The organism is Paraburkholderia suaedae (assembly GCF_040812055.1).
Classification (GTDB): Bacteria; Pseudomonadota; Gammaproteobacteria; order Burkholderiales; family Burkholderiaceae; genus Paraburkholderia.
In genome coordinates this window covers 218207-243758 of the sequence record NZ_JBFOAH010000005.1, presented here as the reverse complement: position 1 = coordinate 243758, position 25552 = coordinate 218207, and the positions used below count along the sequence as shown (strand labels likewise).

22 protein-coding genes are annotated in these 25552 nt (G+C 61.6%); 11 read left to right on the top strand and 11 right to left on the bottom strand.

What is annotated here, in order from left to right; all coding sequences use genetic code 11:
- Nucleotides 1–2 precede the first annotated feature (2 nt).
- The 5 genes from ABQJ48_RS10105 to ABQJ48_RS10085 form a co-directional block, all read right to left on the bottom strand.
- The gene (locus ABQJ48_RS10105) at nt 3–926 is read right to left on the bottom strand and encodes an ABC transporter permease (protein ID WP_367837743.1); all 924 of its coding nucleotides are present in this window, start codon (nt 924–926) and stop codon (nt 3–5) included.
- Nucleotides 926–1828: an ABC transporter permease gene (locus ABQJ48_RS10100; protein WP_367837741.1), complete on the bottom strand. Its 903-nt coding sequence runs from the start codon at nt 1826–1828 to the stop codon at nt 926–928. Before ABQJ48_RS10100 ends, ABQJ48_RS10105 begins: the two co-directional genes overlap by 1 nt.
- Nucleotides 1825–2904 (bottom strand): ABC transporter ATP-binding protein, encoded by a 1080-nt coding sequence (locus tag ABQJ48_RS10095; protein ID WP_367837740.1) that lies wholly within the window; start codon nt 2902–2904, stop codon nt 1825–1827. Before ABQJ48_RS10095 ends, ABQJ48_RS10100 begins: the two co-directional genes overlap by 4 nt.
- A 113-nt stretch (nt 2905–3017) precedes the next feature.
- Nucleotides 3018–4187, bottom strand: a complete 1170-nt coding sequence (locus ABQJ48_RS10090) for an extracellular solute-binding protein (RefSeq protein WP_367837739.1) — start codon at nt 4185–4187, stop codon at nt 3018–3020.
- A 268-nt stretch (nt 4188–4455) separates the two neighbouring features.
- Nucleotides 4456–5394 (bottom strand): SMP-30/gluconolactonase/LRE family protein, encoded by a 939-nt coding sequence (locus ABQJ48_RS10085; protein ID WP_367837738.1) that lies wholly within the window; start codon nt 5392–5394, stop codon nt 4456–4458.
- Nucleotides 5395–5954: 560 nt separating this feature from the next.
- Here ABQJ48_RS10085 and ABQJ48_RS10080 point away from each other — a divergent pair.
- The gene (locus ABQJ48_RS10080) at nt 5955–6659 is read left to right on the top strand and encodes a helix-turn-helix transcriptional regulator (RefSeq protein ID WP_367837737.1); all 705 of its coding nucleotides are present in this window, start codon (nt 5955–5957) and stop codon (nt 6657–6659) included.
- On the opposite strand, the gene ABQJ48_RS10075 is transcribed toward ABQJ48_RS10080, so the two are convergent.
- The gene (locus tag ABQJ48_RS10075; RefSeq protein WP_367837884.1) at nt 6643–6960 is read right to left on the bottom strand and encodes a helix-turn-helix domain-containing protein; all 318 of its coding nucleotides are present in this window, start codon (nt 6958–6960) and stop codon (nt 6643–6645) included. The genes ABQJ48_RS10080 and ABQJ48_RS10075 overlap by 17 nt on opposite strands.
- Before the next feature lie 154 nt (nt 6961–7114).
- Here ABQJ48_RS10075 and ABQJ48_RS10070 point away from each other — a divergent pair, with 154 nt between their 5' ends.
- The 4 genes from ABQJ48_RS10070 to ABQJ48_RS10055 all read left to right on the top strand — a co-directional run bounded on the left by ABQJ48_RS10070 (nt 7115) and on the right by ABQJ48_RS10055 (nt 11323).
- A complete protein-coding gene (locus ABQJ48_RS10070) occupies nt 7115–7708 on the top strand; it encodes an acyl-homoserine-lactone synthase (protein WP_367837736.1) in 594 nt (197 codons plus the stop codon).
- Between the two features lie 507 nt (nt 7709–8215).
- On the top strand, nt 8216–8683 hold the full coding sequence (locus ABQJ48_RS10065) for a universal stress protein (RefSeq protein WP_367837883.1): 468 nt from the start codon (nt 8216–8218) through the stop codon (nt 8681–8683).
- 346 nt (nt 8684–9029) lie between these two features.
- Entirely contained in the window at nt 9030–10370 is a 1341-nt protein-coding gene (locus ABQJ48_RS10060) for an SUMF1/EgtB/PvdO family nonheme iron enzyme (protein WP_367837734.1), read from the top strand.
- A gap of 455 nt (nt 10371–10825) precedes the next feature.
- The gene (locus tag ABQJ48_RS10055; protein ID WP_367837732.1) at nt 10826–11323 is read left to right on the top strand and encodes an Lrp/AsnC family transcriptional regulator; all 498 of its coding nucleotides are present in this window, start codon (nt 10826–10828) and stop codon (nt 11321–11323) included.
- A 94-nt stretch (nt 11324–11417) separates the two neighbouring features.
- Here the strand turns inward: ABQJ48_RS10055 and ABQJ48_RS10050 are convergent, their stop codons facing one another.
- Nucleotides 11418–12182: a ParA family protein gene (locus ABQJ48_RS10050; RefSeq protein WP_367837882.1), complete on the bottom strand. Its 765-nt coding sequence runs from the start codon at nt 12180–12182 to the stop codon at nt 11418–11420.
- A gap of 543 nt (nt 12183–12725) precedes the next feature.
- Between ABQJ48_RS10050 and ABQJ48_RS10045 the strand changes: the two genes are divergently transcribed.
- From ABQJ48_RS10045 to ABQJ48_RS10025, 5 genes are all read left to right on the top strand, one after another.
- On the top strand, nt 12726–13235 hold the full coding sequence (locus tag ABQJ48_RS10045; RefSeq protein ID WP_367837731.1) for a MaoC family dehydratase: 510 nt from the start codon (nt 12726–12728) through the stop codon (nt 13233–13235).
- Nucleotides 13219–14955, top strand: a complete 1737-nt coding sequence (locus ABQJ48_RS10040; RefSeq protein ID WP_367837729.1) for a PHA/PHB synthase family protein — start codon at nt 13219–13221, stop codon at nt 14953–14955. The genes ABQJ48_RS10045 and ABQJ48_RS10040 overlap by 17 nt, the downstream gene beginning before the upstream one ends.
- A 559-nt stretch (nt 14956–15514) precedes the next feature.
- Nucleotides 15515–16516: an AraC family transcriptional regulator gene (locus ABQJ48_RS10035; protein ID WP_367837728.1), complete on the top strand. Its 1002-nt coding sequence runs from the start codon at nt 15515–15517 to the stop codon at nt 16514–16516.
- Between the two features lie 247 nt (nt 16517–16763).
- Entirely contained in the window at nt 16764–18566 is a 1803-nt protein-coding gene (locus ABQJ48_RS10030) for an acyl-CoA dehydrogenase (protein WP_367837726.1), read from the top strand.
- Nucleotides 18567–18628: 62 nt separating this feature from the next.
- Nucleotides 18629–20257, top strand: a complete 1629-nt coding sequence (locus ABQJ48_RS10025; RefSeq protein ID WP_473094124.1) for an electron transfer flavoprotein-ubiquinone oxidoreductase — start codon at nt 18629–18631, stop codon at nt 20255–20257.
- Between the two features lie 45 nt (nt 20258–20302).
- On the opposite strand, the gene ABQJ48_RS10020 is transcribed toward ABQJ48_RS10025, so the two are convergent.
- The 3 genes from ABQJ48_RS10020 to ABQJ48_RS10010 all read right to left on the bottom strand — a co-directional run bounded on the left by ABQJ48_RS10020 (nt 20303) and on the right by ABQJ48_RS10010 (nt 23861).
- Nucleotides 20303–21196, bottom strand: coding sequence for a VOC family protein (locus ABQJ48_RS10020; protein ID WP_367837723.1), 894 nt, complete (start codon nt 21194–21196; stop codon nt 20303–20305).
- Between the two features lie 152 nt (nt 21197–21348).
- Entirely contained in the window at nt 21349–22827 is a 1479-nt protein-coding gene (locus ABQJ48_RS10015) for an alkaline phosphatase family protein (RefSeq protein WP_367837722.1), read from the bottom strand.
- 209 nt (nt 22828–23036) lie between these two features.
- Nucleotides 23037–23861, bottom strand: coding sequence for an SIR2 family NAD-dependent protein deacylase (locus ABQJ48_RS10010; RefSeq protein WP_367837721.1), 825 nt, complete (start codon nt 23859–23861; stop codon nt 23037–23039).
- A 220-nt stretch (nt 23862–24081) separates the two neighbouring features.
- Here ABQJ48_RS10010 and ABQJ48_RS10005 point away from each other — a divergent pair, with 220 nt between their 5' ends.
- On the top strand, nt 24082–24513 hold the full coding sequence (locus tag ABQJ48_RS10005; protein WP_367837720.1) for a PRC-barrel domain-containing protein: 432 nt from the start codon (nt 24082–24084) through the stop codon (nt 24511–24513).
- A 53-nt stretch (nt 24514–24566) separates the two neighbouring features.
- Here the strand turns inward: ABQJ48_RS10005 and ABQJ48_RS10000 are convergent, their stop codons facing one another.
- Nucleotides 24567–25526, bottom strand: a complete 960-nt coding sequence (locus ABQJ48_RS10000) for a substrate-binding domain-containing protein (protein WP_367837719.1) — start codon at nt 25524–25526, stop codon at nt 24567–24569.
- Nucleotides 25527–25552 lie beyond the last annotated feature (26 nt).

Here is a 25552-nt window from a genome sequence, read left to right as displayed (position 1 = left end):
CGTCAGCGCTTGTGCTCCTTCACGCGCGAGACGATCTGCGTCGGACTCACGAATTGCAGCGCGATCAGCACCCAGATCAGCGTGATCGCCATGTAGATCATCGCCATCGCATCGATCGATTGCGGGGCGCGCACGCCGGTTGAAAATACAGCGTAGTACAAGGCGACCACCAGCGTTTGCGTAGCGGGCCCCGCCGTGAAGAAAGTCAGTTCGAACATCCCGATGGTGCGCACCAGCACCAGCAGTCCGGCCGCGAGCATGCCGGGCACCAGCAGCGGCAGCAGCACGTAGCGGAAATAGCGGAACGTGTTGGCGCCGAAAATGCGTGCGGCCGCTTCGAGATTCGGGTCGATCTGCTCGATGAACGGCGTCATGACGAGGATCACGAACGGCAGCGCCGGCACCAGATTCGCAAGAATCACGCCGCTCAGCGTGCCCGCGAGCCCGACCTTGTACATGACGGTCGCCATCGGAATGCCGTAGGTGACGGGCGGCACCATCAACGGAAGCAGGAAGATCAGCATCGCGATGCGCTTGCCGCGAAATTGCACGCGCGCGAGCGCATACGCGGCCGGCGCGCCGAGCAGCACCGACAGCAGCACGACCGCGCCGACCACCTCGACCGTCACCCACAGCACGCTTGCGAGCTGGAAGTCGCTCCATGCCTGCGCATACCAGTGCAGCGTAAAACCTTGCGGCAGCAAGGTGCCGAACCAGCGCGTCGCCACCGAATTCACCGCGACGGTGGCGATCAGCAGCACCACGTTGAGCAGGAAGAACACCATCACCGCCCACACCAGCACGCGCCACACGCGGCCCGGCAAACCGGCGCGCTGGGTTTCGCGCTTGACGGGTTCGCGCGCGCCATTGCTCTCATCTTCGGACGCGGACCAGCCGGGCTGCGCCGCACGACGCTCGCTCGTCATCAGCCTTTGCCTCCCGTTGCCGGACCGCTGTAGAAGAAGCGGCGCGCGCCCAGCAACGCGGCCACCACCAGCAATTGCACGAAGCCCATCACCATCGCGATCGCGGAGGCCAGCGAGTAGTCATAGCTTTCGAACGCGGCTTCGGCCGCGGCGATCGACATCACGCGCGTCGGGCCCGCGGGCGCACCGAGCAGCACGGCCGATGGGAACACCGAGAACGCCTGCACGAACGACAGGCACGCGGCCATCGTCAGCCCCGGCACCAGCAGCGGCAAATAGATGCGGCGGAACTGCTGCCACGGACTCGCGCCGAGCGTCGCCGCCGCGCTCGCGAGCGTCGGGTCGATGCCGGTCATGTACGACAGCGTCAGCAGAAACGCGAACGGAAAGCCCGACACGATCAGCGAGATCAGCACGCCCCAGAAGTTATGCGTGAGGCGCACCTCGGTTGCGTACAGGTGCAAGCCATGCAACGCTTGCGGAAACCAGCCGTTGGGGCCGAAGTAGGTCAGCATGCCGTCGGCGATCAGCACCGTGCCCAGCGTCACGGGAATCACCAGCAGCGTCGTGACGATCTTCTGATAGCGCGAATAGCGGCGCAGCGCGAACGCCACCGGCACGGACACGCCGACGTTGATCAGCGTCGCGGGCACCGCGAGCTTCAGCGTGACCAGGATGGTCGGCCACATCGACGTGTCGGTGAAGAACGTCAGATAGTTGGCCCACAGGCCGCCGCCGTTCATCGGCCGCAACGACAGCGCGAGACCGTATGCGAACGGATAGATGAACATGGCAGCGATGAACAGCAACGCCGGCGCGACCAGCCAGGCCTTGGCGTCGCGCGGCGCGAGCGGCGGCGAGGCAGGCGGCAGACCAGGCGGCGACAGCGTGGGCGTGTTCATGCGCCCTCGGCGTCGTAGACCAGCACGCGCGCGGACGGCACACGCAGACTGATGCGCTCGCCCGGCGTGAATTCGCCGACGCAGCGCGCCCACACGCTGCCGAAGCCGGTCTGCACGCGCAGCAGCGAATCGTGCCCCCCATATTCGACGGCGTCGACCAGCGCGTCGAATGCGTTATCGGCGCCGGATACGGTGTGCTCCATGTCCTCGGGGCGCAGCGCGACGCTCACGCGTTTGCTGTTGAAGCTTGCCATCGGCGTGCCGATCAGACGCACGCCGTTCGCGCTTACCGCTACGCCTTCGCCCTCGGTGCCTTCGAGCGTGAATTCAGCCACGTTCCGATAGCCCATGAATCGCGCGACGTGCAGATTGTGCGGCCGCGTGTACACCTCTTTGGGCGACGCAACCTGCTGCACCACGCCTTCTCTCATGACGACGATACGGTCCGCCATCGACAGCGCCTCGTCCTGATCGTGCGTCACGTAAAGGGTCGCGCGTTCGAGCTGGCTATGAATGCGGCGAATTTCCGCACGCATTTCGATGCGCAGTTTGGTGTCGAGATTGGATAGGGGCTCATCCATCAGAATCAGCGGCGGCTCGATCACGATCGCACGCGCAATGGCCACACGCTGCTGCTGACCGCCGGACAGCTGGCCGGGCAGCTTGTGCTCGTGACCGACCAGTTGCACGAGCTGCAATGCTTCGAGCACGCGCCGCGTCGCTTCGCTTCTGCCGACGCCGCGCATCTTCAGACCGAAGCCGACGTTATCGAGCACGCTCATATGTGGAAACAGCGCGTAGTTCTGAAACACCATGCCGAAGCCGCGCTTTTCCGGCGGCAAGACGTCGATGCGTCTATCGTCGAGCCAGATGCCGCCGCCGCTCAGCGGCTGCAAGCCGGCAATGCAATTGAGCGCGGTCGATTTGCCGCATCCCGAAGGTCCGAGCAAGGCGATGAACTCGCCGCGCTGGATCGTCAGGTCGAGTCCCTGCAGCGCCGCGATGGCGTGGCCTTGCGCATTCGTGAAACTGCGGCTCACCGAATCGAGCCGCAACTGTTCAAAGTGATGCTTCATGGCGGTTTCCTGGCACGCGCGACGTGTCGAGCTTTCGAGCTATCGACTTCGAGCTCGGTCGACACGTCACGCGTGAATCACGGCGGAGGCGGCATGCATCGCTAACGCACGGACTATTTGGTCTTCTGCGCGCCGACGTCTGTGTCCCACTTCTTGAAGGCCGCGACCATCGCCGACGCATTCAAGGGCAACACATGCGGTCGATCAGCCAGCAGCTTCGCGTATTCCGGTCGGCCGTATTTCTTCAACACCTCCTGGCTGTGCGCGGGCGCCTGCTCGACAGTGACGCCCTTGATCGCGGGGCCCGGATAGAAATAGCCGTCGTCATAGGTCAGTGCCTGCTGCGCCGGTTCAAGCATGAAGTTCATCATCTTGTAGAGCACGTCCAGCTTTTCCTTCGGCACGCCCTTCGGGATCACCATGTAGTGCGCGTCGTTCACCCACGTCATGTTGTCGAATGCCTGCACGCGAAATTCGGCAGGCACGATGCCGAGGGCACGCGGATTGATGTCCCAGCCCGTTACCGTGACGGTCATGTCGCGCGTGCCCTCGCCGAGTTCCTTCATCACCGCCGAGGTGCCGCCAGGATAATAAGGAATGCAATCATTCAGCTGCTTCAGGAAAGCCCACGTCTTGTCCCAGCCGTGAATCGGGTCCTGCGGGTCCTTGTCGCCGAGCACATAGGGCAGGCCCATCAGGAACGTGCGACCAGGACCGGAGTTCGCCGGCCGCGCATAGATCAGCTTGTCCGGATGCGCCTTGCACCATTGCAGCAGTTGCGCGGGCGTCTTCGGGGGATCGCTGACTTTGGCGGGGTTGTATTCGAGCAGCGGACCGGCCGGCATATAGGCGACTTCCAGACCGTAGCCCTGTGCGAGGTCCTGCATCTTGCGCGGACCCGGCGCGTATTTGTCGAGCACGCCGGGGAACTGCGCCGCGTTCTCGGGCAGCAGCTTGATCCACAGATTCTGTTCGATGCCGGCGGCCAGCGCATCCGTGCCGGTCAGCACGAGGTCGATGTCGGAGCGGCCCGCGGCCTGCATCGCCTTGATCTTGCCGGGCAACTGCGGAGCAGGCGCGTTCGTGAACGTGAGATTGGCGACGAGATTCGGATACTTCGCCTTGAAGGCCTCGAAGCCCTTTTGCGTGAGTTGGAGATCGCCGGCCACGTCGACGATGTTGATCGTGACCGGATCAGCCGCGTGCGCGGGGGAGGTGACAACGGCGCTTGCCGCGAGACATAGGGACACCAGCTTGAGCGACAACCTGCATGAAACAGTCATTGCGTCTCCTCGCTTCTTGGTATGGATGTCCGCCTGTCAGATGCTCTGCGGGCGGTGTCTTTCTACTCATGGAACATAGCTAAGCGCTGCAGCCGATGTCAAGCAAATAACTTGGCCGCATCGGCTCGAAGAATGGCGGTTTCTTGTGTTGGAATGCCGTATCGTCGAAACGTTATGCGCTGGGTCCAAGGGCAAACCCGCGGGACCTGGCGAGTGCGGTTCTCGCGGTTTCAGTGAAGCCGTGAACGCAATGTGCCGACGCTTGCGCTCAGCCGCCCTGCACGCCCTGCGTGTTGACGTACAGCGAATATAGACCGTGGCTTGCCGCCATGAACAGCCGGTTGCGATGGCGCCCGCCGAAGCACACGTTTGCGCAGCGCTCGGGCAACGCAATGTGCCCGAGCGGTTCGCCCTGCGCGGTGAACACGCGCACGCCGTCGAGTTCGTCGGTGCCCATGCCCCAGCCGCACCACAGGTTGCCGTGGATATCGACGCGAAAGCCGTCCGGCGTGCCCGGGCCCGCGTCGATCAGTACGCGGTTGTTCGACAGCGTGGTGCCGTTGCCGACGACATCGAATGCGCGAATCTTGCGCGGCTCGCCGCGCGATTCGACGATGTACAGCACGGACTCGTCCGGCGAAAACGCGAGGCCGTTCGGGCCGAGCACGCCGTCGGCGACCATCGACACTTCGCCGGATCGACCGTCGATGCGATATACACACGCCGGCAATTCGGACTCCTGCTGCTCGCCTTCGTAGAAAGAGTCGATCCCAAAGGTTGGGTCGGTAAACCAGATGGAGCCGTCCGATTTCACGATCACGTCGTTCGGCGAATTGAAACGCTTGCCGTGATAACGGTCGGCGAGCACGATAATCGAGCCGTCGTATTCGGTGCGCGTCACGCGGCGCGTGAGGTGCTCGCAACTGACGAGGCGGCCCTGGCGGTCGCGGGTATGGCCGTTCGCGTTGTTCGACGACTGGCGGAAGACGCTGACCGCGCCGCTCGGTTCGTCCCAGCGCAGAATGCGGTCGTTCGGAATGTCGCTCCACAGCAGATAGCGGCCGTCGCCAAACCAGACCGGCCCTTCCGACCACCGCGCGCCCTGATACAGGCACTCGACGGAAGCGGACGCGAGAATCAGCGACTTGAAGCGCGGATCGAACGTGCGGATGCAGGGGTCGGGATAGCGTCGGCTGTTGTCGGTCATGCTGGTGCTGTGTGCCTGCGCGCGCGGGATGAAGGCAATGACGGTAGCATCGGCGTTGCAATGTTGTCAAACAACTGGGACCAGATCAGGCGAAGGGATTGCACCCGTACGCGTGAAGATCGCGGCGGGGGTTAGCCGCCGCTCGGTACGACATACGGGCCGAGCAAACAGCGCGGCCTCGCCACAGTATCGGCAACGGCCGATAATCTGACCAATTAGCACGCGCACGCCTCACAATCGGCCGATAATACTTTCATACTGTATTGATAATAATATATCGGTCGAAAACCAAAAACATCTCCGCGCGAAAACCCCCAGTTCGCTGCTGCGCGCATCTTAATCAGGCTAAAGACAGACCGCAATAAAAGACATCGATTGCTGTCGCGCTACCCGCGTCGCGGCGATATTGTGTGCAAGTGCCGACGGCGCCGGGAAAATAATTTAGTGTTAGATTGTCGGCAGAAAAGCAGCGGCACGGAATGCGGTGCCGCGATTAACCGCAACAAGATGGTCGCGAGCCTGAGAGAGTTAAGAAATTGGCGCTACATTTTATCGAGCAGATGGCCCCGCTACTGGACGCCGCCGACGAGGCGCAATGGTTCGGTGCAATCGCAAGTCTCGCTAAGACGTGGGGCTTCGACAGGCTACTGATCGCCATGTTGCCGCGTCCGACCATGCGCCTGGAAGATGCGTACATCCGCAGCACCTACGCGGCGGCATGGCGCCAGACGTATGACAAGGAGGGGCTGGTTCACATCGACCCGACCGTCGAGCATTGCATGACGCGCGCCGCACCGCTGATCTGGTCACCGGACGTTTTCGCCACCGCCGCGCAGCAATCCTTGTATGAAGAAGCCCGTTCGTACGGGTTGCGCGCCGGGGTCACGATACCAATTCATGGGCCCAACCAGGAAGCCGGCATGATGTGCTTCGTCAACGACAGCAAATCGAACGACGACTTCGAGCGCCATGTCAACGCGACGCTGCCGAATCTCGTGTTATTGCGCGACCTGGTAATCGATACCAGCCAGCGGCATCTGGAGACGCACGCTCAGACTTTCTTACCCCAGCTCACGCCCCGTGAGCGCGAGTGTCTGAAATGGACAGCACGCGGCAAATCCACGTGGGAGATATCCCATATCCTGAACTGTTCGGAAGCGGTGGTGAACTTCCACATGAAAAACATCAGGACGAAATTCGGTGTGAATTCGCGGCGTGCGGCCGCCGTGATTGCTGCGCAACTGGGGCTTATTGACCCGGGCTGAACCACGCAGCTGCGTCGCGGCTATACAGCACCCGCTCGGCGCGGCCGAGGTCGGCGTCGGAAACCGTTTTGGTGAAGTACAGGCCCAACAGGATCGCGACCGGCGCCGGAATTTCGGCACCGGATTCAAACCGGCTGCCGCGCGACTGCGTGACGCCAAAACGCGCCCAGAAGCGGCGCTGGCTCTCCTTTTTCTTCTTGCGGTACGCAATGATCAGCACGCGATCCACCGCCGAGGAAACCTCCGCTGGACGCGCCTGAAGGCCGGTCTGCGGGTGCCAGTGATTTTCGAGAAGTTCCATTTGGATGCCCTGTCGGTTGAGTGCGGATACGTGTCTCGAATTCTGCGTTACCCGATAAGCATGCACACCTATCCAGGTAGGTAGGTGGCGAAGCAATTCAGAATGCATAAGTTTTCCAGCGTATTGGGACCCCCAACACGTTCAGGAGAACGTCATGCAAACAGCCATTCGGATTGGAATGCGGCAGGAATTCGACAACGCTGAAATCAACGAGATGTACCGCCTGCGGGCTCGGGTATTTCACGGCCGGCTCGGCTGGGACCTGCCGACCATCGCGGGCATGGAGATCGACGGGTACGACGCCCTCGGACCGCACTACATGCTGATTCATGCCGATGACGGCCAGCTGCGCGGCTGTTGGCGCCTCATGCCCACCGAGGGGCCCAACATGCTGAAGGACACCTTTCCCCAACTGCTGCACGGTACGCAGGCGCCGGTCGGGCGCGACATCTGGGAGTTGAGCCGGTTTGCCATCGAAACCAGCGGCGAAGGACAGTCGTTCGGCTTCACGGACCTGACGATTCACGCGATTCAGGAAGTCATGACATTCGCACAGCGGATGGGCATCACGCGCTACGTCACCGTTACCACGACGCCGATCGAACGGCTGCTGCGCAGGACCGGCATCGACATCAGCCGGCTCGGGGCGCCGGTGCAGATCGGCGTCGAGCGGGCGGTCGCGCTGAACGTCGCGGTGAGTCCGAAGACGCTGACCGCCCTGTTTGGGCCGATTGCCGTGGCAGCGTAGCGCGCGGCAGCGGGTGGCGGTTCCGCTGACCGGCCGCAACGGTCAGCGAAACTCAGGGGCCGAACATCCGCGCGAGCGCATTCTCCAGGTGCAACGGTATCGCCGTTGCAGCGCCTTTCGCGCACGGTCGGCGACGACGTGACAGAGCGTTCGGCCAGTGCTTGTCCGGTTGGCAAGCGCTCGCCTTGTACTCGGGTTCAAGAATGAGGATGTCGGCGTAGATCTTGTCGGGCAGGTCCGTGGTTTTGCACCCGGCCATCAGCGGGGGAAAAGCCGCTCGTCTGATTTAGCCTGATTGTCAGGGCAAGGTCGGCACTCGTTTGCGAATATGGCGTTTTTTATTGAATGCAACGGTCGAGAATGCGACGGTAATTTGATTTACATCGGGTCGGGTGGATGTTTTGCGGCGATCATCTAAGCTTGGTTGGTAACAAACATCAACGAACTCAACGAACGCCGTCGTCATCAACGGCTGCGGCAGACGGATTTTTCAGACGCGGAGCCGATATGTACAAACGCATCCTTGTAGCGGTCGACGGCAGCAATACTTCCCGCCGTGCATTCGAAGCAGCGCTCGATATCGCCAAATCCAACGGCGCCCTTCTGAGGCCCTTTTATGTGGTCGAAAACACGCCCATGTATTTCGATTCGCCAGGCTACGATCCGTCCATATTGCGTAACAGTCTGATCGAAGAAGGCACGGAACTGCGTGCGGAGTTCGACAGGACCATGGCCGAACATGGCGTGAAGGGAGATGCCGCCGTGAGCGAAGCGTCGTCGCTCGCCGACGTTTCGCAGATGGTGCTGCAGGCCGCCGCAGAATTCGATGCGGACCTGCTGGTCATGGGCACCCACGGCCGACGCGGTTTCCAGCGGCTGATCCTCGGCAGCGTCGCCGAACGCTGCGTGCGCCAGGCAACCCTGCCGGTGCTGCTCATTCCGTCGGCGGCCGGTCAGGAGAAGGAGCCGGGCTGATGCGGCTCGGGTTGCGGCTCGGGTTGTGGCTGTCGTTGCGAGTGTGGTTCGTCGTGTAGAGCGGCCCTGCGCAGTGCCCCGCGGTTAACGCGATCCGGACTGCGCGTCGCCGGAGAAGCGCTGGCGGCGGTGTCAGGATTTCAAAGCCGCGGCCCGATCGGCACGCCAGCGCCAACAGATGCCGATCGCCGATTCGCCGGTGCTGCGGCAGGTCCAGGCGGCCAGCCGCCGCTGGCCGGCGTCTGCCGCGCCCCCGTCCCTCTTCTGCGCGGCGCGCGCGTCTTGGCATGGTCCCTGCGAGCAGGTACAGTCTTTTAGTCATTCCCTCGCAAGGAGAGCCAGCGAAATGAATTGCGACCCCGCCCCACATCACACGCTCGTCCAGCGTCTGATCGATGCGCGCCAGGTCACCGACGCACTGTTTGCAATCGTCAAACCCGAATTCCTCTACGAGCGGCCGATCCGCGAACGTCACCGGATCGTGTTTTACATTGGCCACCTGGAAGCGTTCGATCGCAATCTGTTCGACCGACGGGTGTGCGAGTTGTCGGCGTTCAGTCCCGAACTCGACCAGCTTTTTGCGTTCGGCATCGATCCCGTCGACGGCGGCTTTCCGACCGATCAGCCACACGACTGGCCGTCGCTCGACACCATCCGCGAATACGCGTCGCGTGCGCGCGCGCAGATCGATCACGCGCTCAATGGACTGGCGAATGCCGCGCAGTTGGGCCACGACGGCGCTCAGGCCGGTGGTTCAGCGCAGTTGCTGAACGTCGCGATCGAGCATCGGTTGATGCATGCCGAAACCCTCGCGTACATGCTGCATCAGTTGCCGCTTGCGCAGAAGGTCACCGATCTGCGCGAGGACGTGATGACGCGGCCCGAGCGCCGCGAGGGGTTGTCGTCGATGGTCAGCGTGCCGGCCGGTGCGACCGTGCTCGGCATGTCGCGCGATGGCGGGCGTTTCGGTTGGGACAATGAATTCGACGAACTGCATATCGATGTGCCGGCGTTCGAGATCGATCGCTACATGGTGACCAACGGCGCGTTTCGCGAGTTCATCGAGGCCGGCGGCTATCACGAGCCGAAGTGGTGGTCGCAAAAGGACTGGGCATGGAAAGAGGCCGGGCAGATCGCGCATCCGGCTTGCTGGTCGCAGCGCGACACAGCGGCAGGCAGCGCGGCTACCGGGGACAACCGGTGGCTGCTGCGCACCATGTTCGACGAAGTGCCGCTGCCGCTCGACTGGCCGGCCTATGTGAGTCATGCAGAAGCCAGTGCGTACGCACGCTGCGCCGGCAAGGCCTTACCGACGGAAGCGCAGTGGCAACGCGCGGCACATGGCGCACCGCACGCCGGGTCGGGCAATTTCGATTTTCGCAGCTGGGACCCGAAGCCAGTCGACGCCTTTCCCGAGAACGTCAGCGCGTTCGGCGTGGAAGGTCAGTTCGGCAACGGCTGGGAGTGGACCTCGACGCTTTTCGATGCGTTGCCCGGCTTCGAAGCGTTTCCGTTTTATGCCGGCTATTCGGCGAATTTTTTCGATGGGCAACACTACGTGCTCAAAGGCGGTTCGGCGCGCACCGCGGAGTGCATGCTGCGGCCGGCTTTCCGTAACTGGTTTCAGCCGCGTTATCAGTATGTGTATGCGGGGTTTCGCTGCGTTTCGGCGATGAGTGAAGCGTGATCGATACCGACCGTCGGGCATTGCATGCTCAGCCAATCCGATCAGGCCCGGAGACGACGATCGCTTGACCCAGGCGGCCCATGTCGGCCGTTGATCGTCGCTGCGAAGGATCGTCAGATCGGTGTAAAGAACGGACCTCTTCCCGTGAGTACGGTACGTCGACCGCATCACCGTCCCCCGCATTCGGCGCTATGAGCCATCAGTCCGGGCAAATTGCCCGGACTCCCGCGATCCGTTCGCTACCGGCAATCGCGGCACCTCACGCGCTGCAAACGGGCTGCAAACGGGCTGCAAACGCGCGCTCGACGAAACCATGAACCACGCGCAGACGCCCGTCGCGCGCGAGCGTTCATCTCGAGTCCGATCGCCCGGAACAGGCCGCGCGGCCGCATAACGGCGTGATAACAGCGGCATGCTTTTAAAGCACAACCTTCGACCGTCAGACCGATCAAGACATGAGGAGCGACTGCAAACTGGACCGGATTGACCTGCGCATTCTCTCGCAACTGCAGAAGAAAGGCCGCATTACGAATGTTGAGCTTGCCGATGCCGTAGGGCTGTCGCCCAGCCCTTGCCTCATCCGTGTGAAGCGTCTGGAGAAAGCCGGCTATATCGTCGGCTATGGCGCGCAAATTCAGCTTGAAAAGCTGGGGGACGTGCAAATCGTATTCACCGAAGTCACCCTGGCGGATCATCGCCGGGAAGACTTCGTCAAGTTTGTTGCGGCCGTGCGCGATGTGGACGAAGTCGTCGAATGCCATCTCGCGAGCGGCGGCTACGATTATCTGCTTAAGTTCGTCACGCGCAGCGTAAGCCACTACCAGAGCATCATCGAAAGCCTACTCGAACGCGACATCGGCATTGAAAAGTACTTCAGCTACCTGATCATCAAGACGCCGTTCGTCAAGACGCACTACCCGCTGGAAACACTGTTTTCCCAGAACCACGATTGAGCGGTAGGGCAAAGCAAGCCCGCCCCTGACTCGCGCGAATAGCTTTGTCGACGCACGCCGCTGCATAAAAATCTCGCGAGACCGCCGTTTCCTCCTATTCGGCCAGCTCACGATGCAAGGCCCGATACTCCTGCGAAAGTTTGTGCCCCGGATCGAGGTGAATCACGGGGGTCGCCTGTTGATGCGATTCGCGGATCTTCACGGACGACGACAGCCGCGAAGCCAGCACCGGCAAGCCCTCACTGACGAGTTCGTCGACGAGCTTTTGAGGCAGGCTGGCACGAGGCTGAAACTGATTGATGACAATCCCCTCCACCTCCAGTGCTACGTTGTGATCCTGCTGGATCTCTTTCACGTTTTCCAGCAGCGTGTACAGCGCGCGACGAGAGAAGTCATCACAGTCGAACGGAATCAGACAACGCTCGACCGCGATTAGCGCAGAGCGGGTGTAGAAGTTCAGCGCCGGCGGCGTGTCGATATAAATTGCGTCGTACATGTCGAGTTCATTGAGCGCATCACGCAACTTGTAGATCTTGTAGCGGGATTCGAGTTTGCCGTGCAATGTGTCGAGATCACTATGAGCGGGCATCAAGTCCAGATTCTCAAACCGCGTCGGGTGGATGAAGGACGTGACTTCTACGGGCCTGAAGCTGAACGTCAGCGCAGTTTCAAAGAAGCCGGCGACGGTAGGGTGCACTTCGCCGGCCTGTGGGCCGAGCAGGTATTGACTTGAATTTGCCTGGGCATCCAGATCGATCACCAGAGTGCGCAGACCTTCACTCGCGCTGATGGCCGCCAGGTTGCAGACGATAGTCGATTTGCCGACACCGCCTTTCTGATTGAATACGACGCGCCGCATGTTTTCCCCTTGAATAAAGCGAATTTGAATGATCAAGCATACCTGAGTCGGCGCACGGTTGGGCCGTGAGCCTCGAGCTGGCGCATCGGGCAATATTGGTTCTCTTCTGAGCAATACCGTAGTCGATCCCGAGCGGACGCTACCTGCCAGTGAAGCGTTGACCGGCAAACGGGACCGCTGCGTGATCGAGGCGTCAACCCGGCTGGGCGACTCGTCCAATTCATAGGGCGTGGCCGACTTTGTCAATAGATGGGCCGATTCAGATAGTGGTTTCCCGTGCTGACGGGACTAATATCGGCTCAACGTTAGCGCCGGATCGCCGTCAAGTCTGCACTGCCCGCGCCCTGTGCGATCGCATCTCGGCAGTTCCATCATGAGCCACCGTGGCCATCAAGACATGTCAACACTGGCAACCTGGCGCGACGGCAGAAGTTCTGCCTTGCGGTATGTCGAGGCGTCGCCGTGAAGAATCAGCCCTGCGCGGGCGGTAGCGCTTCGGAATCAGACAGTCCATTCATTCGGTAATAACTAGTTGAGCGACAGATGAACGAAATCGGCGGTTACGATATTGAAGACCTGCAAGTGGGCGTCAGCGCCACGTTTGCGAAAACCATTACAGATGCGGACATCCTGTCCTTCGCAGCCGCATCCGGCGATAACAACGCAGTCCATATCGATGAAGCATTCGCGCGGACCACGCCGTTCAAGGGGCGCATTGCCCACGGGATGCTGTCCGCAAGTGTGATTTCCGCGGCTCTCGCAAAGCACCTGCCGGGCCCGGGTACCGTGTACCTCGGACAGACGCTGCGCTTTAAAGCACCTGTCCGACCTGGGGATATCGTGCATGCAACGGTTGTCGTGAAAGAACTGCAGTTGGAAAAGAGCCGCGTGGTGATGTCTACCGTCTGTACGGTCAACGGAAAAACAGTAATCGACGGCGAAGCAGTCGTCATGATCACGTCCAATGCGCGTCGTCTGGCTGAACGCGCGGCCGCCGCCGAGCAGTCGGTCAGCGCGAATGAATCGGGGGGTTGCCATGACCTTCGCGTTTAACGTACCTACCGAATACGTGCAGGGCTTCATCAAGTCCGGGCAGCCGTTGTGGGGCGCCATGATGCGCCAGGATACGCATTGCAGTGCTCTGGACGACACAATCCCTGGAGCGCAGCCGCCGCAAGCGCGAGTCGATGCTATGGCACTGCTCGCCGCGTACTCGGCGTACTGGCCGCGGTTGGCGTCCGTCTGGACCCACACGCTGGCCAGCACAATGGGCGCGCAAACCGCGCCCGTGATCGCCCCGGAGCGCACTGACCGTCGCTTCGTCGCGGAGGATTGGCGCAAGAATGCCTGGTACTGCCTGCTCAAGCAGAACTACCTGCTCAACGCCCGGTTGCTCGAAGACGTCATTGGTGCAGTGGTGCTGAGCGAAAAGGACAAAAGGAAGCTCGAATTCTTCGCGGGCCAGTTGATCGACTCGCTAAGCCCGGCCAATTTCGTCGCCACCAATCCTGAGGCGCTCAAGCTCGCATTCGAATCGGGCGGCGACAGCTTGCGCGACGGTTTCACCAATCTGCTTGCCGACCTGCAGCGCGGCAACATCTCGATCACAGACGAGACCGCCTACGAGGTCGGGCGCAACGTGGCGGCTTCACAAGGCGCGGTCGTGTTCGAGAACGATCTGTTCCAGTTGATCCAGTATGCGCCAGTCACCGACAAGGTATCCAAGCGCCCCTTGCTGATCGTGCCGCCCTGCATCAACAAGTACTACATTCTCGATCTCCAGCCGGAGAACTCCTTTGTGCGCTTTGCGTGCGAGCAGGGAATGACGGTATTCATGGTGTCGTGGCGCAACGCGGATGCCGCGATGGCCCACACGAGCTGGGACGACTACGTCGAACAGGGCGCGCTGACCGCCATAGACGTTGCGCAGGCGATTACTCGCGCCGATCGGGTCAATGCCGTCGGCTGGTGTGTCGGAGGCACTATTTTGTCGTCGGCCACGGCGATCTCGCGAGCGCGCGGCGAGGACAAGCTCGCTAGCATCACGTTGCTCACCACGATGCTGGATTTCGAGGAACCGGGTGAGCTGGGCGTATTCATCGACGAAGCGGGCGTCGCTCAGCGTGAGACTGCAATCGGGAAAGGCGGGATCTACTCCGGCAAGGAACTGGGGTTCACGTTCCAGACATTGCGGGCAAACGACCTGATCTGGCCTTACGTCATCGACAATTACCTGAAAGGCAAAGCGCCACCGGCATTCGACCTGCTGTACTGGAACGCCGACAGCACGAATCTTCCGGGACCGATGTACACCTGGTATTTGCGCAACATGTACCTCGAGAACAACTTGTGCAAATCCGGGCGATTGACGATGTGCGGCACACCCGTCGATCTTGCACGCATCGACGCCCCCGCCTATGTGCTGGCAACCGAGGAAGACCACATCGTGCCATGGCGATCGGCTTATCGGTCCACACATCTGATTGGCGGTCCGACTCAGTTCGTTCTCGGCGCGAGCGGGCACATCGCTGGGGTCGTCAATCCAGCGTCCAAGAACAAGCGAAGCTTCAAGACCAGTGGCGATTCGACCGGCGATCCGGACGCCTGGCTTGCGTCAGCAGAAACCCGGCCCGGCAGTTGGTGGAACCACTGGATCGAGTGGCTCAAGCCGTACGCCGGAGAATCGGTCAACGCACGCAAGACACCAGGAAACGCCATTCACAAGCCGATCGAGCCGGCGCCCGGGCGGTATGTGAAAGTGCGCGCGGCATAGTTCGCGCTCCGGACTCCAATCAAACGGTCCGAGGTACGGGAAACACACCATCGATCCTACTCATCCAATTTATTTATTATTATGAACTCCAAATCAATCCATTCTAATCCGGAACTGGACGACGTGAAGCCAGGCTCGACAGCGAACCGCGTTGGCTCCGCTGAAAAAGACGAGCGCGAAAGCAGCGCTCGGCGCGCTGCATCGACGGGCAAACGCGCGCCAAAATCCAATTGGGCATGGGCCGACGGGTCGCGACATTTCGACTGGATGGACTGGCATGACCATTCGGCTCTGCCGATCTCCTCTGACTTCGAGCTGTAGACGTATATAGCCTGTGACCGAACCGGGAGTGTGCCGTACAATGAACGGACGTGTCCAATAGCGAGCCGCTGCCGTTCGTTACTTTCTCTGGCTGACATGGCCACGATGGGACCCATGCCCAAAAGGGGCGCTCGGCGATGATTGGCGGGCACAGTGCGTCGCGCGAGCTCCCGCAGCGCAGCGTGTCTCCCTGGCCGCCTCCATGGTGAACTGACGTCAACAAGCCTCGTCAACGCTCATGCACTCGCCCAGCGCCACCGTCCCGATCTCACTCCTCAACGGGTTCCTTGCGGCCGCGGGTGCGCGGCCAGGTCTGGTCGTCAAGTATCTGGACGAGGCGAGCATCTCACCTGCGCTTCTCAGCGAACCGGGCGCGCGCGTCACGGAAGAACAGTTTTCGACCTTATATCGTGCGCTCGCCATCGAATTCGACGATGAAATGCCTGGCATCTTCGCGCGTCCCATGCGCAGCGGCACACTGAAGTTTCTTTGCCTGAGCCTGCTCGATGCGCCCAACCTGGAAATTGCCATGCATCGGTTCGGGCAGTTCTTTCACATCGTCCTCGACGACTTCAGGTTCGAATCGCGCCGGGACGGCTTGATCGCGTGCGTCGCGCTTCATCCTGATCCATCGTCGAACGTCAGCAAGCTGGGGCAGCAGCTCATGTTAAAGCTCGCCCACGGCGTGGCTTCGTGGCTGATCGGTCAGAAGATTCCGCTGCTGCAAGTGGAGTTCGCGTTTTCCTGTCCACCGCATACGGTGGATCATCTGTATCTGTTTCCCGGACCGGTGCGTTTCGACTGCGAGAAAACGTTGATGCGATTCAGTACAGCGTATTTCGACATGCCCATCCGCCAGCGCAAGACAAATCTGCGCAAATTTCTCGCCCGCGCTCCGGAGGACTGGATTTTCGTGTCCTTCAGCGAGCAGCTCACGAGTCACCGCGTCAGGCAGTACCTCGCATCGTGTCTACCGGACGTGCCGACCATCGAAGACGCCGCGCGCAGTCTTCATTGCTCGGTGCGAACATTGTGCCGGCGACTCGCTGCCGAGGACACGGCATTTCAGACGCTCAAGGACGAGCTGCGGCGCGATATCGCTATCCAACGACTCACCGGTACCCGCGACGCGATCGCCGCGATCGCAGGCGACGTCGGCTTCGACGACCCCACTGCATTTCATCGGGCCTTCCGGCACTGGACCGGCAGCACGCCGGGCGAATACCGCAGACAACCCTGAGCCCTTGACCACCTGCGTGGCGAAGCGTCGAGCGGCGAAGGGTTTGGCTCAGCCATACAAGGGTCAACCCTCATCGGCGACGGGTGGCGTTCGGGAATCGTGGCCGGTTTTGTCAATAGAAGGGCTGATTCAGGTAGTCGGTTCGCGCGCGGGCAGGACTAATATCGGCTCATCGTTACCGCGCCGGCACACATGCAGCCTCTCCTGCCCGCGGCTCTTCTCCGATTGCTTTTTCTGGAAATCCACTATGAGCTACATGGCCCCCGTCAAGGACATGCTGTTTGTCATCAATGAACTTGCCCATCTCGATCGCGTGTCGGCACTCGCAGGCTTCGAGGACGCTACTGCCGATACGGCACAGGCGGTGCTCGACGAAGCGGCGAAGTTCAGCGCCGACGTGATCGCGCCGTTGAATTTCGAAGGCGACAAAAACCCGAGCACCTGGCGCGACGGGGAAGTCTACGCGACGCCTGGCTTCAAGGAAGCCTTCCGCCAGTTTGCCGAAGGGGGCTGGCAAGGGGTGATGCATCCGGTCGAATACGGCGGCCAAGGGCTGCCTAAACTGCTGGCGACGCCCTGTATCGAGATGCTCAACGCCGCCAACCTGTCGCTCGCCCTGTGTCCGCTGTTGACCGACGGCGCGATCGAGGCGCTCCTGACCGCCGGCACGGATGCGCAAAAGCAGGCTTACGTGCCGAAGCTGATCTCCGGCGAGTGGACCGGCACGATGAATCTGACCGAACCCCAGGCCGGCTCGGATCTGTCGTTGGTACGCACGCGCGCCGAACCCCAGAGCGACGGAACGTATCGCGTGTCCGGCACCAAGATTTTCATCACCTGGGGCGAACACGACATGGCGAAAAACATCGTCCATCTCGTGCTGGCCCGCACACCCGATGCACCCGAAGGCGTCAAAGGCATCTCGCTCTTTGCCGTGCCGAAGTTTCTCGTCAACCAGGACGGCTCGTTGGGTGAGCGCAACGACGTGCACTGCGTGTCGATTGAACACAAGCTGGGCATCAAGGCGAGCCCGACCGCCGTGCTGCAGTTCGGCGATCGGGGTGGCGCAATCGGGCATCTGATCGGCGAAGAAAATCGCGGCCTCGAATACATGTTCATCATGATGAACGCGGCCCGCTTCGGTGTGGGCGTGCAGGGCATCGCCGTGGCTGAGCGCGCGTATCAGAAGGCAGTGGCCTACGCGAAGGATCGGGTGCAAAGCCGGCCGGTCGACGGCTCCGCGAAGCAGTCAGTGACGATCATCGAGCACCCCGACGTTCGGCGCATGTTGGCGACCATGCGGGCGCTCACCGAGGGCGCGCGAGCCCTCGCCTACGTCGCAGCCTCACATAGCGACATCGCGCATCGCCACGCGGACCCAGCCGTCCAGGCGGAACATCAAGCCATTTATGAATTTCTCGTGCCGATCGTGAAAGGCTGGAGCACGGAAATGTCGATCGACGTGGCAAGCCTGGGCGTACAGGTTCACGGCGGCATGGGCTTCATCGAAGAGACGGGCGCTGCGCAGTACTATCGCGACGCCCGTATCCTGACCATCTATGAAGGCACCACGGCGATTCAGGCGAACGATCTGATCGGGCGCAAAACGTTGCGCGACGACGGAGCGGTGGCGAAGGCGATCCTCGGCCAGATCGATCGGACGTTGGGAGAACTGCAAGACTGTGGGTCGTTCTCGTCCAATCCGGCGTTCCGGTCGTTGCATAAGCGGCTCACGGCCGGCCGCGAGGCTCTGGCAAACGCGGTGCAATTCATGCTCGATAACGCCAAACGCGATCCGAACGCAGTGTTTGCCGGCGGGGTGGCCTATCTGAAGCTGGCTGGCATCGTACTGGCGGGCTGGCAGTTTGCCCGCGCGCTGCTGGTGGCGGCCGAGAAACACGCCGACGACACATCGTTCTACGACTCGAAGATCGCAACCGCTCACTTCTTTGCCGATCACATCCTGCCCCAAGCCGTCGCGTTCGAGGCATCCATCGTCAGTGCGAAGAACAACGAAGGCATGTTGGCGCTGAGTGAAGACCAGTTCTAAAGAAAAGGCAGGCAGTCGTGACAGACGCAAATCTCATTGAGCAGTACGGCCCGCGCGAGTCGATGGAATACGACGTGGTGATCGTCGGCGGCGGCCCGGCTGGCTTGTCTGCAGCGATCCGCCTGAAGCAGCGCGCCGCGGACAAAGGCGTCGAGCTTGGCGTGTGCGTACTGGAAAAAGGCTCGGAGATCGGGGCGCATATCCTGTCGGGCGCGGTGATGGACCCGCGCGCCATCACCGAACTGATCCCGGACTGGAAGGAAAAAGGCGCGCCGCTTACCGTGGACGTGACCGAAGACCGCTTTCTGTTTCTGACGGAAACCGGCTCGAAAAGCGTGCCGACCTGGGCGCTGCCGGAGAACTTCAAGAACCACGGCAATTATGTGATCAGCCTCGCGAACGTCACGCGCTGGCTGGGCCAGCAGGCCGAAGCGCTGGGCGTCGAGATTTTTCCGGGCTTTCCGGCGGCTGAAGTGCTTTACCACGACGACGGTTCCGTCAAAGGGGTCGCGACCGGCAATCTGGGCATCGGCAAGGATGGCCAGCCGACCGAGAACTTCCAGCTCGGCATGGAACTGCACGCGAAATACACGCTCTTCTGCGAAGGCGCGCGCGGGCATCTGGGCCGTCAGCTGAACGATAAGTTCAGGCTGCGCGAAGGCGTCGATCCGCAGGTCTACGGGATCGGCATCAAGGAACTGTGGGAGATCGATCCGGCAAAGCACAAGCCCGGTCTCGTGATGCACACCGCCGGCTGGCCGCTGCAAAACGATACGTATGGCGGCTCGTTCCTCTATCACATGGATAACAACCAGGTGGTGGTCGGCTTCGTGGTCGGCCTCGGCTACACGAATCCGTATCTGTCGCCGTTCGAGGAATTCCAGCGCTACAAGACGCATCCGGCGATCCGCGCGGTTCTGGAAGGCGGCAAGCGCGTGTCATACGGCGCGCGCGCGATCACTGCGGGCGGCCTGATGTCGCTGCCGAAACTGGTGTTCCCCGGCGGCGCGCTGGTCGGCGACGATGCGGGCTTTCTGAACGCATCGCGGATCAAGGGTTCGCATGCGGCGATCAAGACCGGCATGCTCGCCGCCGACGCCGCATTCGATGCCGTACAGGCCGGCCGAACCAGCGATGAACTGACGGCCTACCCGGAGTCGTTCAAAACGTCGTGGCTGCATACCGAGCTGTACCGCGCGCGCAATTTCAAGCAGTGGATGAGCAAGGGCCTGTACCTGGGCACGCTGATGGTCGGCATCGAGCAGAAGCTGCTGGGCGGCAATGTACCGTGGACGCTGCATCATCAGCATTGGGATCACGAGATGCTCAAGCCCGCGTCGCAGTGCAAGCCGATCACGTATCCGAAGCCGGATGGCAAGCTGACGTTCGACCGGCTCTCGTCAGTGTTCATTTCGAACACGAATCACGAAGAGAACCAGCCGGCGCATCTGACGCTGAAAGACCCGACCGTGCCGGTGAACGTGAACTGGCGGACCTATGCGGGTCCGGAATCGCGTTACTGCCCGGCCGCGGTGTATGAGTTCGTGAAGAACGACGACGGCAGCGAGCGGCTCGTGATCAATGCGCAGAACTGCGTGCATTGCAAAACCTGCGACATCAAGGACCCGACGCAGAACATCGTGTGGGTCACGCCGGAAGGCGGCGGCGGGCCGAACTATCCGAACATGTGAAGCGTTACGCTTGCGCCCCCTATCGCCGCCGGGGACGCACGCCGGCTAGAACGTACCGCTGCGCGCGTCGGCGCCCATGCGGTAATTCCGGTTACTCTGATCAGGATTGCGGTTCACCAACGCTCGCGCATAGAGCGGATGGTGCAGACTCCGCACTTCATGTTCGAGCCTGAAGCAGTGCGCGCCGCTCACCGGATCGATCAGATCGGCGAAGCGGAATTGATGAGGTTCCTCGCCATACGTCAACTCGCGCGCGGCGAGTCGCGTGTAGGCTTCTGAGAAGTTTGCGATATAAATCTGGATGTGATGGCCATCGTATTCCGGACTTGCCGCGAGCGTCTCTGCGTAGACGATTTGCTGATGCGTGCCGACCGCGACTACCGCCAGCTGCAAACCGTCGGATTCGCGTGTCTGAACGGACGCATTCAACATCTCGCGGTAAAACGCGGCAATCGGCCCCGTGCAACCGACCGGCACATCGAGTTGCACATAAGCGATGCCGAGATCGATCCCTGACCATGGAACCTTCGCCTCACGCGCAGCCGGATCGAGGCAGTCGTAACGGTTGCCCCATGGACAGGTGACCTCTACGCGATCAGCCCGCTCGGTCCATCCGAACGCAGTGCCGTCCAGCACCGGCCGAACGTCGCGCAACCGCGCAAGCAGCGAACGACGCTCGCCCACCACGAGCGCAACATGCCCGCGCAGCCGCTGGGGGTTGCCCTGCGGCAAGTGGATCTGCGAACGGCCGATGTTGATCCACATGTTCGTCACGCCGGTCATCAGATAGGGATCGCGCGTGAGCCCAAGTCCGCTGACATAGAAAGCAGTCGCGAGACGCTGGTCGGGTATCGTGAGGTTGACATGCTCTAGCAACACCAGATTGCTTGTATCGTCGTGTGTGTAGTCGAACCGTTGCATCGGGTTGCCCTTGGACAATTCAAACATCCGCTACTGTGATGGGGACGGCGCGGCAGGCATTTGCCACGCGTCCTGCCGCGAAGCGTTGAATCGGAGAACGTTGCGCCAGTCGTCGATTATGCTCTTGCTATATGATGCATATCAATTGCGAGGTTGAAGCTTGCCGCTGACTACTTCGGATTTGGAAAGCCAAGCGCATCCGCCTTCGTTCTCAGTTCCGCGAAACGGCCGCCTGCCGGGCTCACGGCCGTGTCGGGGACAGCGCCGCCCGGCGTAACCTGGCTTTTATCCAGTTGTGCAATGCCCGTCACCGCCGAAGTCACGCTGGACACCGCACACGCCGCGCCGAACACGGCCTGCGTGACGGGGATGGCGGGCGCATCCGTGCGCGGGGCGGCCGCCAGATTCAACGCATAGGCCAGGTTGACAGTTCCCGGGTCGCTTGCCCGCACGCCGAGCGGGTCGAGCCCGAAGCGCCATGCAAGCAGCTGGTGAATCGAACTCGGATCGAACGGATAGCGCGACACACTGTTCGCACGCACGCGCGTACCCAACAACATGCAAGGCACGCGAAAGCCGAGTCGCCCGTCGTTGCCCACGGCGCTTTCAGCGGCCGACACCGGCCTCACGGGCGGCGCGACATGTTCCATGAAGCCACCCCATTCGTCATAGACGATGATCAAAAGCGTCTTGCTCCAGTTCGGGCCTGTCCGCAATGCATCGTAGATCTGTCCCAGCAGCACCTGGCCGTTGCGCACGTCGGCATGCGGATGGTCGTCGTTCGAGGTCCCTTGTGTTTCACCGCCGAAACTCGGATCGACCATGCAGAACGACGGCAGCGACCCAGACGCAGCATCGGTCAGGAACTGGGCAAACGGCTTGGAGCGTCCGACGTATCGGGTTCCATAGAGCGCCGTGAACGGCACGTCGTGAAAATAGTAGGTTGACGAAACGTTCTTCGCGTCGAGCCGGTCCCAGATGGTCGGTAACGACGACGAGTCGAGCGTGTCGCTCAGACGATCCGTTTCACCGCTATGCAGGTAGATCCGGTTCGGGTACGTGTCGGCGAGAATGCCGCTCATGTAGTAGTCGCAAACCGTGTATTGCGCAACAGCGCCTCGATAAAACTCGAGGTCAGCGGCCTGAAAATAGCCGATTGGCAGAAGGTCGCCGGGTGTGAGGCTGGTGCCCACTGTCCGCAGAAAGCCGTTCAGCGCGCCGTTGGCCAGATGGATGCGGCCGGCGTCGTACGAGTGGTTGGGGTCCGCAAATGCGCAGCCCTGGAACCCATAGGCAGGATCTGCCGTGAGCGCAAACGACGTGCGCGCTGTGCCGAACACATCGGTAAACGTGCGCCCTTGCTGCGCGCCCTCGGCGTTTGGAACCCAACCGAGCAGGTGGTCGAAGGAGCGATTTTCCATCGTGACCAGCACGATGTGGTCGATGCCGGAAGTCGCCGGATCGGGCAGTTGAGGACGCGGAAGGTTTGCGCGATCCGGCGGGATTGCGCCGACCACAGGATGCGTCGACCCGCTCGATCCGGCGCCGCCACCTCCGCTCCCGCAAGCCGACAACGCGACCGAACTTGCCAGTGCGGCGAGAATTTTTCGGCGCCCGGGATCGGGCGAATGGGTGGGCCGAGTGCTCATATTGTTATCTCCTATGGGTCCATGAGTGGGTCGCGCGGCCGCGTTCGTGCCGCCGTGGTGCGACGCCAATCGAGGGACGTAGCATTTATTGTTCCCCCTGCCGCCGTGTAGCGACGACCTTTGAAGATGAGCATGGCTTTACGTACGTCCCCGCAGCATGCCGACACCGTCGAAGCCCGACCGGCGCTCCAGGTGCCGGCTACCCGCCGCTAACCGCGGCTCAAGGAATCGTTGAGCAGTTCGAGCGTTTCGAGCGCTCCGCCCGCGAGTCCGATACCGCGATAGGCGGCAATGCCCGGATCATTGGGATTGATACGGATGATGTGAGAGCCGACACGCTCGCTGAAATGACGAACGGTGGGGATGGTCTTGCCGGCGCCGATCTCTACGACGACAAGTCGTTTGACCGAAGCGAGCCACGCATATAAGCGCGTCTCTTGCGCTTGCGTGCGCAGCGCGTTCCAGTCGAAGTCCCCGAACATGAGAATGTTCGGCCGCGCGATTGCTCCGCAGTGCGGACAGGCCGGCACATCGCCAAGCAGACGACAGTGAGCCTCGTCGACAATCGGTTCGAATGCCTGCGCCGACCATATCGCATCCGAACACAATTCGGAGCACTGCATCATGTGGATCGAGCCGTGGCATTCCGCTACGAGGCCGTCATGAAAACCGGCTTTCTGAAATTGACCGTCGACATTGCTGGTGAAAACCGCCGCTCCGTCCGGCATCGCTTCAGCCCAACGACGCAGTATCTGGAAGCCGCGGTGAGGCACGGTGCGCCGATAGAGCTGCAGTCGGTGTCCATAGAATCCCCAGTAGAGCTCCGGAGCGCTGGCTAATGCTCGCGGGTTGGCCATGTCCTGGAACGTCAATTGATGATCTTTCAACGGCGGATAGGCGCGCCAGAATCCCTGGGCGCCGCGAAAATCGGGCAGGCCCGAGTCCACTCCCATACCGGCACCGGCCGTGATCAGCAAGCCGTCCGCCTCACGCAGCCATGAGACCGCGCGCTTGAATTTCTCGCCTTCTTTCATTGGGTCAGCTCTCCTCAGGCGACAATGATGCGGTGGTCTCAGCGGTTCGGCAAGCGCATCGATTGCGCAACGACTGACACTGTTTCGGGGTCGGTGGTTGTCGATGTTCATCAGTGGGTGAGCAAACGCCGCTCGCGGTGCGGGCATGTGACCTGCTACCGGATCTCCTGTAGAGCCAACTATTCGACCGTCCATCCGACAGTCAACCCGGAGCCCGATAATGAAAGCCAAAGGACTGATTTGCGCGAGCGCTCTCGCCGTTCTCTGCGCGTCGCCGGGCACGTTCGCCCAGGTGGCCGGACTGCAACCGCTCGGCGGCACCGTCGAGCAGACCAATGCGCTGCTCAAGGGTTGGAGCGTGCGCCGTGCCCTCATCGACGAGCCGGTCTACAACGATCTCAACGACAAGGTCGGCAGCATCTATGACGTCATCATTTCGCCGGACCGCAAGGCAACGTACGCCGTTGTGTCGGTCGGCGGCTTCCTCGGCATGGGCAAGCACTATGTAGCGATCCCGGTCGATCACTTCGAGATTCGCGACGGCAATCTCTTCCTCGCGGGCGCGACGAAGGAAGCGTTGAAGTCGGTGCCTGAATTCGAGTACAACAAACTGGAAAAGGCGACCAGGCCGCATAAGGTGAAGGCAGAGTAGCGCCTGTCCGGCGACGGCGGTCTTCACGCTCGCGCCGGCGTGGACCGTCGCATTCAACGATTGCCGGCCGTCACCAGTTCGAGCGGCGTTTCGATCACCTTCGACAAGTCTCTTTGCTTTCTGCGCTCGGTCAGCGCCTTCAATGCCACATCGATGCCGAATACCGCTTGCCTGTCGGCAAACTGATTGACCGTCGCGAGCACGCGGCCGTCGGCGAGCAAGGGCTTGATGGCGTCGATGGCGTTATATCCGGTGACATACACAGCGCCGCTGCGGCCCGCGTCGCGAATCGCATCGACCGCACCCATCGCCATGTTGTCGTTGCCGCATAACAGCGCGCGTATCTGCGGATGCTCGCCGAGCATCTTCGATGCAACGTCGCGCCCTTTGCCGTATTCCCAGTTGCCGGGCTCGGTCGCGACGACCTTCACGCCGGCGGCGTCCATCGCGTCTTTGCTGCCGGCCGTGCGTTGCTTTGCATTGCGGTCCGCAGGAATGCCTTCAATGATGCCCACTTCGTCGCCCGGCCCCAGCTTCGCGGCAAGATAATTGCCGACCAGCGTCGCGCCTTTGCGATTGTCCGGCCCGACGAACGGCACCACAATGCCGGCCGACGCCTGGGCTGCGTCGTCGAGCGGATTGTCTATGGCGATCGTGATGATGCCGGCCTTGATCGCGCGCGCCACGACAACCGTCAGTGCCTTCGAGTCGGTCGGCGCAATGACGATCGCATTCATCTTCGCCTTGATCATCTCGCCGACCATCTGGATTTGCGCGGCCGTGTCGGTCTCTTTCACCGTTCCCCGAATCGTCAAGGCGAATTGCGACGCGTAATGCTCCTCATAGTTGCGCGCGGCGCCGACCATTGCCACCGTGAACGGATCGGCGAGCGACTTCAACACGAGTCCGATCTTGAGCTTGCCGCCTTGCGCGTCGGCGCGCGAGGCGCCGGCGAGACTCGCCGCGGCCAGCGCGCCGGCAATCAGCATGCGGCGTCGCGGATTGAGCGTCATCGCTTCCTCCTTTCAGGCCGGGCTCG

Coding starts and splice junctions, on each gene's coding strand:
- ABQJ48_RS10105 (WP_367837743.1), bottom strand. CDS start 926: ATGACGAGCGAGCGTCGTGCGGCGCAGCCCGGCTGGTCCGCGTCCGAA.
- ABQJ48_RS10100 (WP_367837741.1), bottom strand. CDS start 1,828: ATGAACACGCCCACGCTGTCGCCGCCTGGTCTGCCGCCTGCCTCGCCG.
- ABQJ48_RS10095 (WP_367837740.1), bottom strand. CDS start 2,904: ATGAAGCATCACTTTGAACAGTTGCGGCTCGATTCGGTGAGCCGCAGT.
- ABQJ48_RS10090 (WP_367837739.1), bottom strand. CDS start 4,187: ATGACTGTTTCATGCAGGTTGTCGCTCAAGCTGGTGTCCCTATGTCTC.
- ABQJ48_RS10085 (WP_367837738.1), bottom strand. CDS start 5,394: ATGACCGACAACAGCCGACGCTATCCCGACCCCTGCATCCGCACGTTC.
- ABQJ48_RS10080 (WP_367837737.1), top strand. CDS start 5,955: ATGGCCCCGCTACTGGACGCCGCCGACGAGGCGCAATGGTTCGGTGCA.
- ABQJ48_RS10075 (WP_367837884.1), bottom strand. CDS start 6,960: ATGGAACTTCTCGAAAATCACTGGCACCCGCAGACCGGCCTTCAGGCG.
- ABQJ48_RS10070 (WP_367837736.1), top strand. CDS start 7,115: ATGCAAACAGCCATTCGGATTGGAATGCGGCAGGAATTCGACAACGCT.
- ABQJ48_RS10065 (WP_367837883.1), top strand. CDS start 8,216: ATGTACAAACGCATCCTTGTAGCGGTCGACGGCAGCAATACTTCCCGC.
- ABQJ48_RS10060 (WP_367837734.1), top strand. CDS start 9,030: ATGAATTGCGACCCCGCCCCACATCACACGCTCGTCCAGCGTCTGATC.
- ABQJ48_RS10055 (WP_367837732.1), top strand. CDS start 10,826: ATGAGGAGCGACTGCAAACTGGACCGGATTGACCTGCGCATTCTCTCG.
- ABQJ48_RS10050 (WP_367837882.1), bottom strand. CDS start 12,182: ATGCGGCGCGTCGTATTCAATCAGAAAGGCGGTGTCGGCAAATCGACT.
- ABQJ48_RS10045 (WP_367837731.1), top strand. CDS start 12,726: ATGAACGAAATCGGCGGTTACGATATTGAAGACCTGCAAGTGGGCGTC.
- ABQJ48_RS10040 (WP_367837729.1), top strand. CDS start 13,219: ATGACCTTCGCGTTTAACGTACCTACCGAATACGTGCAGGGCTTCATC.
- ABQJ48_RS10035 (WP_367837728.1), top strand. CDS start 15,515: ATGCACTCGCCCAGCGCCACCGTCCCGATCTCACTCCTCAACGGGTTC.
- ABQJ48_RS10030 (WP_367837726.1), top strand. CDS start 16,764: ATGAGCTACATGGCCCCCGTCAAGGACATGCTGTTTGTCATCAATGAA.
- ABQJ48_RS10025 (WP_473094124.1), top strand. CDS start 18,629: ATGGAATACGACGTGGTGATCGTCGGCGGCGGCCCGGCTGGCTTGTCT.
- ABQJ48_RS10015 (WP_367837722.1), bottom strand. CDS start 22,827: ATGAGCACTCGGCCCACCCATTCGCCCGATCCCGGGCGCCGAAAAATT.
- ABQJ48_RS10010 (WP_367837721.1), bottom strand. CDS start 23,861: ATGAAAGAAGGCGAGAAATTCAAGCGCGCGGTCTCATGGCTGCGTGAG.
- ABQJ48_RS10005 (WP_367837720.1), top strand. CDS start 24,082: ATGAAAGCCAAAGGACTGATTTGCGCGAGCGCTCTCGCCGTTCTCTGC.
- ABQJ48_RS10000 (WP_367837719.1), bottom strand. CDS start 25,526: ATGACGCTCAATCCGCGACGCCGCATGCTGATTGCCGGCGCGCTGGCC.